Annotated in this window: 13 protein-coding genes; 7 read left to right on the top strand and 6 right to left on the bottom strand. The window is 62.7% G+C overall.

The annotated features are described in order from the left end of the window. Window positions 1-27: 27 nt before the first annotated feature. A complete protein-coding gene (gene mutY / locus ACIQ17_RS02530; RefSeq protein ID WP_398465040.1) occupies window positions 28-1,158 on the top strand; it encodes an A/G-specific adenine glycosylase in 1,131 nt (376 codons plus the stop codon). Here mutY and ACIQ17_RS02525 read toward each other — a convergent pair. Together ACIQ17_RS02525 and ACIQ17_RS02520 are read right to left on the bottom strand one after the other, a co-directional pair. Then, a complete protein-coding gene (locus ACIQ17_RS02525) occupies window positions 1,155-2,903 on the bottom strand; it encodes a diguanylate cyclase (protein WP_398465038.1) in 1,749 nt (582 codons plus the stop codon). The genes mutY and ACIQ17_RS02525 overlap by 4 nt on opposite strands. Window positions 2,904-3,042: 139 nt before the next feature. Continuing rightward, window positions 3,043-4,332 (bottom strand): flavin-dependent oxidoreductase, encoded by a 1,290-nt coding sequence (locus ACIQ17_RS02520; RefSeq protein ID WP_398465036.1) that lies wholly within the window; start codon window positions 4,330-4,332, stop codon window positions 3,043-3,045. Window positions 4,333-4,530: 198 nt separating this feature from the next. Here ACIQ17_RS02520 and ACIQ17_RS02515 point away from each other — a divergent pair, with 198 nt between their 5' ends. Together ACIQ17_RS02515 and ACIQ17_RS02510 are read left to right on the top strand one after the other, a co-directional pair. Then, window positions 4,531-5,067, top strand: coding sequence for a PAS domain-containing protein (locus ACIQ17_RS02515; protein WP_398465034.1), 537 nt, complete (start codon window positions 4,531-4,533; stop codon window positions 5,065-5,067). After that, window positions 5,030-6,355 (top strand): methyl-accepting chemotaxis protein, encoded by a 1,326-nt coding sequence (locus ACIQ17_RS02510; protein ID WP_398465032.1) that lies wholly within the window; start codon window positions 5,030-5,032, stop codon window positions 6,353-6,355. The genes ACIQ17_RS02515 and ACIQ17_RS02510 overlap by 38 nt, the downstream gene beginning before the upstream one ends. A gap of 110 nt (window positions 6,356-6,465) precedes the next feature. On the opposite strand, the gene ACIQ17_RS02505 is transcribed toward ACIQ17_RS02510, so the two are convergent. Further along, the gene (locus tag ACIQ17_RS02505; RefSeq protein ID WP_398465030.1) at window positions 6,466-6,798 is read right to left on the bottom strand and encodes a hypothetical protein; all 333 of its coding nucleotides are present in this window, start codon (window positions 6,796-6,798) and stop codon (window positions 6,466-6,468) included. 232 nt (window positions 6,799-7,030) lie between these two features. Further along, window positions 7,031-8,164 carry a site-specific DNA-methyltransferase gene (locus ACIQ17_RS02500; RefSeq protein ID WP_398465028.1) on the bottom strand — a complete coding sequence of 378 codons (1,134 nt, stop codon included), beginning with the start codon at window positions 8,162-8,164 and terminating at the stop codon, window positions 7,031-7,033. 247 nt (window positions 8,165-8,411) lie between these two features. Here ACIQ17_RS02500 and ACIQ17_RS02495 point away from each other — a divergent pair, with 247 nt between their 5' ends. Then, window positions 8,412-9,347 carry a neutral zinc metallopeptidase gene (locus ACIQ17_RS02495; protein WP_398465026.1) on the top strand — a complete coding sequence of 312 codons (936 nt, stop codon included), beginning with the start codon at window positions 8,412-8,414 and terminating at the stop codon, window positions 9,345-9,347. A gap of 119 nt (window positions 9,348-9,466) precedes the next feature. Further along, the gene (moaB, locus tag ACIQ17_RS02490) at window positions 9,467-10,027 is read left to right on the top strand and encodes a molybdenum cofactor biosynthesis protein B (RefSeq protein WP_398465024.1); all 561 of its coding nucleotides are present in this window, start codon (window positions 9,467-9,469) and stop codon (window positions 10,025-10,027) included. Between the two features lie 150 nt (window positions 10,028-10,177). On the opposite strand, the gene ACIQ17_RS02485 is transcribed toward moaB, so the two are convergent. Next, window positions 10,178-11,098, bottom strand: a complete 921-nt coding sequence (locus tag ACIQ17_RS02485; RefSeq protein WP_398465022.1) for a GNAT family N-acetyltransferase — start codon at window positions 11,096-11,098, stop codon at window positions 10,178-10,180. A gap of 153 nt (window positions 11,099-11,251) precedes the next feature. Continuing rightward, window positions 11,252-11,821 carry a glycosyltransferase gene (locus ACIQ17_RS02480; protein WP_398465020.1) on the bottom strand — a complete coding sequence of 190 codons (570 nt, stop codon included), beginning with the start codon at window positions 11,819-11,821 and terminating at the stop codon, window positions 11,252-11,254. A gap of 161 nt (window positions 11,822-11,982) precedes the next feature. Between ACIQ17_RS02480 and ACIQ17_RS02475 the strand changes: the two genes are divergently transcribed. After that, window positions 11,983-13,143 (top strand): PA0069 family radical SAM protein, encoded by a 1,161-nt coding sequence (locus tag ACIQ17_RS02475; RefSeq protein WP_398465018.1) that lies wholly within the window; start codon window positions 11,983-11,985, stop codon window positions 13,141-13,143. Window positions 13,144-13,259: 116 nt separating this feature from the next. Further along, window positions 13,260-13,718 (top strand): VOC family protein, encoded by a 459-nt coding sequence (locus ACIQ17_RS02470; RefSeq protein WP_398465016.1) that lies wholly within the window; start codon window positions 13,260-13,262, stop codon window positions 13,716-13,718. The last annotated feature ends 41 nt before the right edge of the window (window positions 13,719-13,759 follow it).

Genomic DNA, 13,759 nt, shown 5'->3' with positions numbered 1-13,759 from the left:
GAACGAGCGATTTGGGTACATGTCGGCATGAGTCTATCAGCCCCCGCCAGCCGACGAAAGAAATCAGCAGCTTCGGACGCCGCGCCGCTGGATAGCGGGGAAGCCGCCGCGGCGCAGCGGCCGGCGCAGATCCTGGCCTGGTATGACCGCCATCGCCGCCGCCTGCCGTGGCGGGCGCTGCCGGGGGAGACCGTCGATCCCTATCGGGTCTGGCTGTCGGAGATCATGCTGCAGCAGACCACCGTGCAGGCGGTGGGACCGTATTTCATGAAATTCCTGGAGCGGTGGCCGACCGTCAGTGATCTCGGTCGTGCGTCGCAGGACGACGTGCTGCGGATGTGGGCCGGGCTGGGTTACTATTCCCGCGCGCGCAACCTGCACGCCTGCGCGGTGACCGTGCTGCGCGACCATGGCGGCGTGTTTCCGGATACAGAGGAGGGCCTGCGGGCGCTGCCGGGCATCGGCCCCTATACGGCCTCGGCAATCGCGGCAATCGCCTTCGAGCGCCAATGCATGCCGGTGGATGGCAATATCGAGCGCGTCACATCGCGGCTCTACGCCGTCGAGGAAGCGCTGCCGAAATCGAAGCCGACCATCGTGGGGCTGGCGGCGACCCTGCTCGGCCCGTCGCGTGCCGGCGATAGCGCGCAGGCGCTGATGGATCTTGGCGCCACCATCTGCACGCCGAAGAAACCGGCCTGTTCGCTCTGCCCGGTCAACGACAATTGTGCGGCCATGGCGCGGGGGGATCAGGAGACCTTTCCGCGCAAGGCGCCCAAGAAGAGCGGAACGCTACGGCGCGGCGCGGCCTTCGTGGTTACGCGAAATGGCGAATTGCTGGTTCGCACCCGCGCGGAAAAGGGCCTGCTTGGCGGCATGACCGAAGTGCCGACATCCGACTGGCTCGCAGGGCATGGCGATGCGGATGCGCTGGGGCAAGCGCCGATGCTGAAGAACGCGACGGCATGGCACCGCAAAGTCGGCGTTGTCAGTCATGTCTTTACGCATTTTCCGCTGGAGCTCGTGGTCTATACAGCGAGCGTTCCTGCGCGCGCGAAGGCGCCGGAAGGCATGCGATGGGTGCCGATAGCGACGCTGGATGGCGAAGCGCTACCGAATGTCATGCGCAAGGTCATTGCGCATGGACTGGATGACTAGGCAGCGCGGATACCGCGCTCTTCGGTGACCGGCATGAGGAAGCAACGGTTGCGGCCGGTGTTCTTCGCGACATAGAGCGCCTGGTCGGCGCGTTCGATCATGTCCTGCACGTCGCGGTCGCTATCGCCGATCAGCGATACGCCCACAGAAACGGTAGTCGACAGTCGAATGTCGCCTTCGCCGATGATGGCCAGTTCGACGGCGCGACGGATACGATCGCCCAACGCCTGCGCGGTCTGCTCGTCGGCCTCGCGCAGCAGCACGACGAATTCCTCGCCACCAAAGCGCGCGGCGCGGTCGGTGCTCTTGATATTGCCCTGAATGATCTCCGCGATCTTCTTGATGGCGATGTCGCCGACATGGTGGCCGTGGGTGTCGTTGATCTTCTTGAAGTGATCGATGTCGATCATCAGCGTCGCGATGCTGCGCTTGTAGCGCACGGCAAATTCCATCGCGTCATTCGCGGCCACAATGAAAGAGCGCCGGTTCATCAGGTCGGTGAGATAATCGGTGTCAGCAAGCCGGCGCAGCTTGCTGAGGTCGTCCTTGAACTGCAAGGCGTTCTCGGTGGCGCGCAGTTCGGCTTCCTTGGTGCGTTCCTCAGCGAAGCCGATGCGGCGGAGCAGGGATCGCAATGCCTGAGTGAGCTGTACGACCTCCAGCGAGCCACGCTGGCGCGGCAGCATGGATGGACCGGAGGCGCGACCGATGCGGTCGGCTTCAAGCGTGATGGCATGGATCGGTGCGGAGATGCGCTGGGCGATCAGAAAGGCGAGGGCCATGCCGAAAATGCCAACGGCGGCGCCGATGAAAAGGATGTTCTTGGCTGAGTGAACGGCTGCAGCCAGAGCAACGTCTGCCGGTTGGCTGGCTGTGACGATCCAGTTCAAGCCCTGATACTCGCGATGCCCGTTCCCGACAAAATAGGCGATCAGCTTGTTCTGCTCGCCGACCTTCTCGGCGAAGGTGCCGGCGCGGGTCTGCAGGATGGTGGCCAGGCGCTCGCCGGCAAAGCGTGTGGTGTTCATGCCGTTCCCGACGAGAACAGTGCCGGCCTTCGACACCACCATCAATGTGGTGTCGGAATCCTGATCGAGCGCTTCCGAGCGGGCGATGATGGTCTGCGCCCACTGCCAGTCGAGATGTGCGCCGAGCACGCCGATCAGAACACCGTCCGCATTGCGGATGGGAAGTGCGATATCGACGAAACGGTGCGGTTCGCCATCGGCGCGCTTGGCGAGAAGCGAGGCCAGCAATGCGGCTTCATGGACGTCACCGACGATGGGGTCGTTGAGGCCGGTGCGAAACCATGGTCGCTGCGCGACGGACGCGCCTTCGAGCATCCCCTTGGTGGCGGCGACGACCTTGCCGTCCGGCTGCGCGAAGCCGATCCAGGCGAAGTCGCTGAACGAGTTCTGCAATTGCTCGAGCGCCTTGCGCAGGGCAGCGTGATCGCCCTGCCACATGCCCTGAAGCAGTTCGAGTTTCGAGAACAGGTGAACTTCCTGCTGGCGGATCGCCATGTAGCGATCGAGCCGCTCCGCCGTGATCGAGGCAACCGCGGCCAGACGCGCGTTCACAAGTTCGGACGTATTGCGATAGCTGACGAGAGCCGCGCCTGCAGCCAATGCGCCGATCAGCACCACGATCATGGCTGCGAACGCAATCGTGATATGCGCACGCACCGTTAGGAGGTCTTCGGTCGAGCGGATGCGCTCGGCTAGCTTGTTGATCAGGGGACGCATGGACGGGCCTTGGACTAACGATTGTCCGAGTCCTGACATAGGCCAATTGCCAATCCCTAACGGTACCAACCTGCCATAGGATCATCCTGAATCCGGGATGAATCGACAGGGTTGAGCAGGTCTTAACGCCCGGATTTGCTCATCCCGCACTGGACAAATGCGTAACGGACGGGGCCGGCACGATGGGTGGCTTGGCGTTGAGGCCCTCGACCTGGAAGCCTGCGACGCGCTTGTAGTTCGCCGCGATATCCTCAAGCTCCTGCTGCGACAAGACTTCGGTCACCACACCGTAACCATTGGGTGCGCGTTCCTCGACGATCTGCATGACCTGCTCCGGGCCATTCTTGCGATTGAGCATCACGAGGTCGGTGGTCGCGGGACGGCGCTCGGCTTCATAGGCCTCCAGTGCAGCTGGAACCTCGCCTTTGGCGAGAATTTCCCGCGTCAGCACGCGCGCGTCGAGGATCGCCTGGGACGCACCGTTCGATCCGATCGGATACATCGGATGCGCGGCATCGCCCATCAGCGTGACGCGGCCGAAGGTCCAGCGATCGATGGGATCGCGATCGACCAACGGATATTCATAGGCATGGGGACAATTGCGGATCAGGCCGGGGACGTCGAGCCAGTCGAATGTCCAGTTCTCGAACCAGGGCAGGAATTCCTCGAGCCTGGCCGTGCGGTTGTAGTCTTCGCGGCGCCACTGATAGGTCGGGGGCATGTGCCGTTCGGCGATCCAGTTGACGTCGTAATGGCCGTCGGCGTCCGGGGTATTCGAGATCGGGTAGCAGACGAATTTCAGAATCTCGTGGCCGGCCATGATCATGGTGCGGCCAGTAAGGAACGGTTTGCTCCTGGTCACGCCGCGCCAGAGGATGCGGCCGTTCCAGATCGGAGCGCCCTCGCTCGGATAGAGCTTCTGACGGATGGCAGAATGGATGCCGTCGGCTGCGATCAGCAGCGTGCCGTCATGACTACCCACCGGCTTGCCGGTGGCGCGGTCGATGAAATCGGCGCGGATGCCGCTATCGGTGTCCGTCCAGCCGGTGATGTGGTGGCTGGTCAGCACGTTGTCGGCGCCGAGGCGCTCGATGGCCGTGTCCAAAAGGATCTGTTGCAGGGTGCCGCGATGGATCGAAAATTGCGGCCATTTGTAACCGGCCTCGACGCCGCGCGGCTCGCTCCAGATCGGTTTGCCGTTCTTCGAGAAATAGGCCAGTTCGCGGGTCCGTACCCCGGCTGCATCGAGCTTGTCGTGCAGGCCGAGCTCCATCAGTTCGCGCACGGCATGGGGGAGCACATTGATGCCGACACCAAGCGGCTTGAGCGCCGGCACGCTTTCGAACACGCGGCATGGAATGCCGATCTGATGCAGGCTGAGCGCGAGCGTCAGGCCGCCGATCCCGCCGCCGGCGATAAGAACGGTCATAGTTTTCCCTCCCCTGATTTCAGGGAGGTCATGACATGGGACGGGCGAGGGGAGCAACCGAATTGCCTCGCGGCAATTTCGTTCCGCGGCAAGGCTTGCTTGGCGCTGCCATGGTGCACGAAGCCTTAACGCAAAATTCAGCTGCGTTCCCCTAATACCTTTGCACATTAACGATGGTAAAATGGATCAGGGCCAACGATGTCCCAACAGATCAGGCCGACCGGCCGCGAAACATTCTTCCCGGCGTCCGAGCTCATAGTGTCAAAGACGGACCTCAAGGGCCGGATGACCTATGTGAACCGCCTGTTCTGCACGATGGCTTGCTACGATGAAGCTGCCCTGATCGGGCAGCCGCACAGCCTGATCCGCCATCCCGATATGCCGCGCAGCGTGTTCAAACTGCTCTGGGACACGATCGAGGCAAAGCGCGAGATCTTCGCATTCGTGAAGAACATGGCGGCCACCGGGGATCACTACTGGGTATTCGCGCACGTGACCCCGTCCTACGATTTGCAGGGCAAGCTCACCGGCTATCATTCCAATCGCCGCATGCCGGCACCGGATCTGATCAAGACCACGATCGCGCCGCTCTATGCCGAAGTGCTGGCCATCGAAAAGCGGCACGTCAACGGCAAGGAGTCCCTTGCTGCAGGTTACAAGGCTCTCACCGATTTCGTTGCATCCCAGAAAGTCAGCTATGACGAACTTATGTTTTCTGTCACGCGCGCAGCTTAGCACGCTGCTCGTCATCGCCGGCCTGGCGCTCGGGCTGGTGCTGCAATTTGCTGGCTTCTCCACTGCTTCGATGACGCTGCAGGGCATCGCGCTCGCCGCAGCCGTGCTGGCGCTGGTGCTGATGGGCAAGACCGCGAAATTGATCGAGAAGGCGCGCGTCGCCTGCGAGCGTATCGCGCAGGGCGACTTTGAAGCGCGGATCCTCGGCATTCCCGTACAGGGCATTACCGGCGAGCTGCTGCACAGCATCAACGACATGATCGACGGCTGCGACGCCTTCGTGCGCGAGTCCACCGCTGCGATGGCTGCGCTCAACGACAACAAATATTATCGCCGCATCCTGCCGGGCGGACTGCATGGTGGTCTCCTGCAGGGTGCCAGTGCGATGAACGCGGCAACCGACAAGATCGCCGACCGCATCGTGCAATTCGAGAAGCAGACCGCGGAGCTCGAAACGGCGGTAGGCGGTATCGTTTCGGCACTCGATAGCGGCGCTGCAGAAATGAACGGCACCGCGGGCAACTTGCGCAGCGGTGCGTCCTCGACGCTGTCGCGCGTCACCTCGGTGGCTGCTGCCTCCGAACAGGCGGCGGCGAACATGCAGTCGGTGGCGTCCGCCACCGCGCGACTGTCGTCGAGCGCGAGCGAGGTCGGCGCGGATGTCAATCGTTCGGCGGCCATTGCCGGCCGTGCGGTGGAGCGTGTCGCGGATGCCGCGGGCAATGTGGATGTGCTGCGTCATGTGGCGGCGCGCATCAGTGAGGTCGTGACGTCGATCAACGCCATCGCCAGCCAGACCAATCTGCTGGCGCTGAATGCGACCATCGAGGCCGCGCGTGCCGGCGATGCCGGGCGTGGCTTCTCGGTGGTGGCGCATGAAGTGAAGGCGCTGGCGACGCAGACGGCGAACTTCACCGCCGAGATCGAAAAGGAAATCGGCCAGGTGCAGTCGGCCACCGACAAGGTGTCCGCCTCGATCAGCGAGATCGGGACCGTGATCGCCGAGGTCAACGAGATCACCGGCAAGGTCGCCGGCGCCTCGGAAGCGCAGTCGTCGGCCACGGCAGACATCGCGCGGAATATCGACGAAGCCTTTGCGGTGGTGCGCGAAATCTCGACCAACATCCAGTCGCTGGCGACCACCGCCAAGGACACCGAGCAACTCGCGACCTCGACCATGGTGGCTTCGGACGATCTGTCGTCGCAGTCGGGGCTGCTGACGCGGAAAATTCGCGGCTATCTCAGCGAGGCGCGTGAGAGCCTGGTGCATCAGGCCGCGGTGGCCTGACGGACTGTGGACCGTAGGGCGGATTAGGCGAAACCGTAATCCGCCGCGGAGCTTCGACCATAAACCCGGCCGGCGGATTACGCTTCGCTAATCCGCCCTACGATCGGCGCTTACGCCTGGATGTCGGTGAAGAACCCGCTTGTGCTCTCGCCCTTGCCGGCTTTCTGCTCCAGCGTCTCCTTGATCTTGTCGGCGATCTTCTGCTCGACATCCTTGCGCTGCTCGGGCGTCATGTTCTTCATCTCTTCCTCGGTCACGCCGATGCTTTGCAGCAATGCATCGCGGATTTTCTCCGCGGGTGACTTCTTGGCGTAATCGAGAAACTTCTCTTCAGCCGTCTGTTCGACCTGTTTCGTGGCCGCGAGCGCGGACGAGGTCTTGTTGGCCTGCAACTTGTTCGGCAGGGCGAAAGACTGCATGCTGTCGATGATCGAGCCGGACATCCGAATTCCTCTGCGCGTGATCTGTGCGGATCACAACGCAAGATCTGCGCCATCGGAAATGCTCAGGAATATGAAAGAGATGCGCTGACGCGGCGACGGCGCGGAGATGCTGCTCGGCAAGCTTTGCCGGCAAAATCGGCCGCTTGCTGTCATTGGTGCGGATGGCGAGTGCGCAAATGAAAAAAGCCGGGCGCTGTAGCCCGGCTTTGTCGTCAGATCGATGTGCGAAAACCTAGCCCGCGCCCATCTCGCTGCGGATTTCCGCGCGGAGTTCGTCGATCAGGCGAAGGCCTTTCTTCGTCTCCACATGCCAGAAGGTCCAGCCGTTGCAGGCTGCCGCACCTTGCGCCATGGCGCCCATGCGATGGATCGAGCCGACCTTGTCGCCGAACATGATGGCGCCATCGGCGCGAACCAGGGCGCCGTGGCGCTTCTTGGCGTCGACGAGCTTGGTGCCGGGCGAGATCAGTCCGCGTTCGACCAGTTCGGCGAATGCGACGCGCGGGGCGCTGCGGGCGGTCATGAACGGCGCTAGCGTGGCATCGGGCAGCGGTTCGATGGCGGCAATGCGCGCTTCTGCAGCCTTGGCGTATTCGCGATCGCGTTCGAAGCCGATATAGGAGCGGCCGAGACGCTTGGCGACGGCACCGGTGGTGCCGGTGCCGTTGAACGGATCGATGACGAGATCGCCAGGCTTCGACGATGACAGGAGCACGCGGGCCAGCAGGCCTTCCGGCTTCTGCGTCGGGTGCACCTTCTTGCCGTCGTCGCCCTTCAGGCGTTCGTCGCCGGTGCAGAGCGGGATCAGCCAGTCCGAACGTGCCTGCACGTCGTCATTGGCAGCCTTCAGCGCTTCGTAATTGAAGGTGTAACCCTTCGCCTTCTCGTCGCGCGCGGCCCAGATCATGGTCTCATGCGCATTGGTGAAGCGACGGCCACGGAAATTCGGCATCGGGTTGGACTTGCGCCACACGATATCGTTGAGGACCCAGAAGCCGAGGTCCTGCATGATCGCGCCGACGCGGAAAATGTTGTGATAGGAGCCGATCACCCAGAGCGTGGCCGACGGCTTCATGGCGCGGCGCGCGGCAAGCAGCCAGGCGCGCGTGAAATCGTCATAGGCTGCGAATGACGAGAACTTGTCCCAGTCATCGGTGACGGCATCCACATGGGAATCATCGGGGCGCTTCAAGTCGCCCTTCAGTTGCAGGTTGTAGGGAGGATCTGCAAACACCAGATCGACCGAACCTGCCGGCAGTTTTGACATCTCGGCGACGCAATCGCCGACGACGATGCGATGCTGGAGACCGTACTCAAGTTGTGTGCGGGACGCCTTCAAAGACGCCCCGCTACGCGAACCAACCATGACTCACTTACTCTGACTCAGGCGACGCTGTCGGCGACGCGGGACTAAACAACCGACTGACTGGTATAGTGAACGGGCAAAGTAAAAATCGACTTAACTGGTAATGGAATCGCGCTAGGCAAGTTTTGCCGGGCAGGCTAATGCTTATGCTTAACGCGATGGAAATATTGCGCTGTTTCCGCGTTATGTTGCGCTGGTTATTCGCAATTGGTTCAAACGCTGCGAATTGAAATGAAGGAATTGCCCGATGCGTTACGATGACTTCCGTCGCAGCGACAATATCGACGACCGTCGCGACGATGATGGCGGTGGTTATGGCGGCGGTGGCGGTTTCGGCATTCCGGGCGGTGGTGGCGGTCTCGGCATCGGCACGGTGCTGGTGCTCGGCCTGGTCGGCTGGGCGCTGGGAATCGATCCGCGCCTGCTCATATCTGGCGCGGAGATTTTCACCGGCGGCGGGCAGGCGCCGACCTATCAGACCGATCGCCGCTCATCGCCACCGAAGTCGGGCGCGCCGAGCGACGAGGTGGGCAGCATGATCTCCGGCATCCTCGGCGAGATCGACGATCGCTGGAGCGAGATTTTCCGCGAGAGCGGCCAGAAATATGTCGGCCCGCAGATCGTGCTGTTTCGCAACGCCACCAATGGCGGCCGCTGCGGTCGCGCGCAGTCGGCGATGGGGCCGTTCTACTGCCCGCCCGACAAGAAGATCTACCTCGACACGAGCTTCTTCCGTCAGGTCGAGACCAAGTTTCGCGGCTGCTCCGGCAATGCGTGCAAGTTCACCACGGCCTATATCATCGCGCATGAAGCCGGCCATCACGTGCAGAACCTGCTCGGAATCATTCCGCGCGTGTCGCAGGCGCAGGAGCGCGCCGGCAGCAAGGCGGAAGCGAATAACCTGCAGGTGCGCGTCGAATTGCAGGCGGACTGCCTGTCCGGCGTCTGGGTCAATCGCGAGGAGAAGAAACGTCCGGGCTTCCTCGAGGCCGGCGACATCGATGCAGCGCTGCAGACCGCGGCGGCGATCGGCGACGACACGCTGCAGCGCCAGGCGCAGGGCCGCGTGGTGCCGGATTCCTTCACCCATGGCTCGGCCGCGCAGCGCAAGCGCTGGTTCATGGTCGGCTATCAGCAGGGCACCATCCAGGCCTGCAACACCTTCGGGACGGATCGGCTTTGATCGCACGATTTCGCCTCGACCGTCATTGCGAGCGCAGCGAAGCAATCCAGAAAACCAAGGACTGGATTGCTTCGTCGCTTCGCTCCTCGCAATGACGGTTGCAAAGTTCGGAGCATCTCATGTCCATCGACGAAACCAAGACCTTCGTGCCGCTCAACATTGCGGTGCTCACGATCTCCGACACGCGTTCGCTCGCCGACGACAAGTCCGGCACGACGCTGGCGGATCGGTTGACCGCGGCCGGCCATGCGCTGGCGAAGCGCGAGATCGTCACTGATGACGTCGAAGCCATCCGTGCGGTGGTGAGATCATGGATTGCCGATCCGGGCGTCGATGCGATCATCACGACGGGCGGTACGGGATTCACCGGCCGCGACGTGACGCCGGAGGCTATCGAGCCGTTGTTCGAAAAGCGGATGGATGGATTCTCCATCGCCTTCCACATGCTGAGCCACGCCAAGATCGGCGCCTCGACGATCCAGAGCCGTGCCACGGCCGGTACGGCAGGCGCGACTTTCATCTTCTGCCTGCCGGGCTCGCCCGGTGCCTGCCGCGATGGTTGGGACGGCATATTGAATGCGCAACTCGATTACCGTACGCGGCCATGCAATTTCGTCGAGATCATGCCGCGACTGGATGAGCATCTGCGGCGGCCGAAAGCGAAGGGCGCGTCGGCCTAAAGATTACCCGGTGCTTGTCATCCCCGCGAAAGCGGGGATCCAGTAGACACAAGCATCTTGGGTCGAACTCAGGCGTCGGCGTTTACTGGATCGCCCGGTCCTAGCGCGCAATTGCGCGTACGGCCGGGCGACGACAATTGAGTTCTTTGATCACAGAACGAGCTCCCACGTTTCGCCCACTAGGTTTTGCCCAAAGCTGCGATGCGGTTCGCTGGCGACGCGCTTGAAGCCGGCGCGCTCATAGATCTTTCGTGCGGCCAGCAGATTGCTCTGCGTCCATAGCGTGATCTTCCGATAGCCGCATTGCCGCGCAAAGCCGATGGCTTCATTCACCAGGCGATGTCCGAGGCCCTGGCCGCGACCGGCTGGATCGATCAGCAACAGGCGGATCTTCGCCACATCGTCCGATCCCTTCACAAGGAAGATCGACCCGACCTGCTGACCATCGATATCGGCGATCCAGCAACGTTCACGCGAGGGATCGAAACCCGCGAGATATTTGGCGACGATGTCAGCCACCAGACCTTCGAACGAGGCATCGAACCCGTATTCCGACGCATAAAGCGCGCCGTGGCTCTGCACCACCCAGCCCATGTCGCCGGGACGCGGGCTGCGCAGGGTCGCGGTGGGCACCGGCGCCCCATTGTTTTCCAGCAGCTTCTCGATGGTCGTCATGGCCCGGACGAGGCGCGGCGCATCGGGCCCGAGCCGGTCCAGCATGGTTTCCACCTGATCATGCGATCCGCGATTGAGGCGGCCGAAGGCGAGGCGGCCTTTGGCGGTCAGGCTCAATTGATGAAGACGGCGATCCCTGGCCGAAGTTTTTCGCGTGATCAGGCTCTTGTCCGTGAAGCCTTTGAGAATGCGGCTGAGATAGCCGGCGTCAAGGCCAAGTGTGTCGCCGATCTCGCGGGCCGACAGCGCTTCCTTGTGGGCGAGTTCATACAGCACCCGCGCCTCGGTGAGAGAATAGGGGCTCTCCAGCAATTGCTGGTCCAGCACGCCGAGGTGTCGCGTATAGGAGCGGTTGAACGCGCGGACGGCAGCGATGTGGTCGGTTGATTGCGTCATGGTTGCTAATGTCAATCAAATGGTTGCTTTTGGCAAGTATCATGGCAATGAATTTTTGTCCGTCATTGCGAGCGAAGCGAAGCAATCCAGCCTTCCTTCGCGCGAGGCTGGATTGCTTCGTCGCTGCGCTCCTCGCAATGACGGAGAAAAGACCTACGCCACCATCATGATCCGGCTGCGCAGCATGGTGCGCGCCGACCGGCCGAGCTGGCGCAGGAGCCGGGCTTCAGCGCCACGGGCATCCGCATGGCCGCCGAGGCGCTCATAGTGATCGCGCGCGATGAGAAGGCCCTGGTCGGCCTTGGGGCCAGTGACCTTGCGAAGCAGATGCTTCACGCCATCACGAAAGCCGGTCTCGTCATAGGGCGAGCGCGCATAGCGGAAGATACCGGCGCGGGGACGATCGCTATTGCCGACACGCTGGATGAATTGCTGGGTTTCTTCGATCCAGCCGCTGTCCAGCACGGCGCCCGCATGAAGGAACATCAGCCAGGGCGATCGTGCAGCCCTGGCGCCGGCAGCCATCGCCGCGGCGCGCGAGCCGGTGGAGGTGAGGTAGCCGCAGCCGGCTACATCAGCGACGCGCTCGATCACGTCGGTGCCGGCGCGATCGACCAGCAGGACTTCGCGGATCACACCCGCAGCGGCGCCCGGCACCAGCGCCGCCAAAGTCGCGACCGCGGGTTGTTCGACGCCTTCGGTGGGGATGATCACGCTGAGCATGGGATGTGGATAATACCTCAAAGCCTGTGCGGCTGCGTTATCATTTCGTCATACTGAAAACAGCCCTTGATGCTAATCATGGCTAAGACGGCGCATGTGGGAAAAGAGCTCGCCCGCGTCTTTGTTCTTGATATGTTCTTTGAAGCTGCTAGCGTGGCTTCATGAATCAGAACGCCGCAACCCTTCAGATGCAGGCTGCTCCCGCGCCGTCCGAAATCGCGGGAATGCCATCGCCGTTTCCGGCGATCGAGGTCGCGATCGACCGCCAGCGGCGGCGTGGTCGCGGCGCCCAATCCAATGACAGCGGTCGTTACGAGAAGGAGGCCCGCGTCACCTTCGATGATGGCTGGCAGAGCCTCGACGACCTGCCGCCGTTCAAGACCACGGTGGCGACGGACACGGCGCGAAAAGTGATCACGCGCAACGAGTCGCCGGATATCGGCTTCGACCGTTCGATCAATCCTTATCGTGGTTGCGAGCATGGCTGCGTCTACTGCTTCGCACGGCCGACCCACGCCTATCTCGGTCTCTCACCGGGGCTGGATTTTGAATCCAAGCTGTTTGTGAAGCCGGATGCGCCGGCGCTGCTCGAGAAGGAGCTGTCGGCTGCGGAATACGAGCCGAAGATGATCGCGATCGGCACCAATACCGATCCCTATCAGCCGATCGAGCGCGAGCGCCAGGTGATGCGCGGCATTCTCGAAGTACTGGAGAAGACCGGGCATCCGGTCGGCATCGTCACCAAGTCGGCGCTGGTGGTGCGCGATATCGATATCCTGGCGCGGATGGCGAAGCGCAATCTCGCCAAGGTGGCGCTGTCGGTGACGTCGCTGGATCCGAAGCTGGCACGTGCCATGGAGCCACGCGCCTCGACGCCGCCAAAGCGGCTGGAGGCGCTGCGGCAGCTGTCCGAGGCCGGCATTCCCACCACGGTGATGGTGGCGCCGGTGATTCCGGCGCTGAATGACAGCGAGATCGAGCGCATCCTCGATGCCGCCGCCCATGCCGGCGTGAAGGAGGCGAGCTATGTTTTGCTGCGCCTGCCACTGGAGGTGCGCGATCTCTTCCGTGAGTGGCTGATGGCCAATTATCCGGATCGCTATCGCCATGTGTTCACGCTGATCCGCGAGATGCGTGATGGCCGCGATTACGATTCGCAGTGGGGCACGCGCATGAAGGGCACCGGGCCGATGGCCTGGATGATCGGCCGCCGTTTCGAGGTCGCTTGCGCCAAGCTCGGCCTCAACAAGAAGCGCGCGAAGCTCACGCTGGATCATTTCGCAAAGCCGGCCGGGGCCGGCCAGCAACTGAATTTGTTCTAACTCCTGAAGGTCTCGCAATCTTGGGAGCAACTCGGGGGAGGGGCGCCGACCGGAAACCAGAGCCGGCCGGCGACCCCTTCTCCGCTTTTTGTGTTGAGTGATCAGGAGGACCGCAAATGACGAACGACAATCGCCCAAAACTGGTGCCCCGCCTGACTGCAGTGACCCTCGGCGTCCATGACATCCGTCGCAGCATCGCCTTTTACGAAGCGCTCGGTTTCACGCGAAAGGCGAAGGAGACCGGGGAGGCGATCGCCTTTTACGACACCGGCGCCAGTCTGCTGGCGCTGTTTCCGTGGGACCAGCTGGCTGATGACGCCAAGCTGCCGGACCAGCCGCGTCCGCAGGCATTTCGTGGCACCACGATGGGCTGGAACTGCCGTTCGCCCGAGGAGGTCGATGCCGTGCTGGAATTCGCCGTCTCCTGCGGCGCGACGCTGATCAAGCCGGCGCACACGACCGATTACGGCGGCTATTCCGGTTATTTCGCTGATCCCGACGGCCACGCCTGGGATGTCGTGGTGGCGCCGGGCATCGAGGTCGGCGACGACCGGCGGGTACATCTGGCCGACTAGCGGTCGGGATAGCGGGCACGATTCCGGGTTCCCGGTTGCGC

The sequence above is a fragment of the Tardiphaga sp. genome, from assembly GCF_044340795.1.
In the GTDB taxonomy this organism is placed as follows: Bacteria; Pseudomonadota; Alphaproteobacteria; order Rhizobiales; family Xanthobacteraceae; genus Tardiphaga.
The sequence above is the reverse complement of the archived record's forward strand: the minus strand, read 5'-3'. Positions and strand labels throughout refer to the sequence as shown.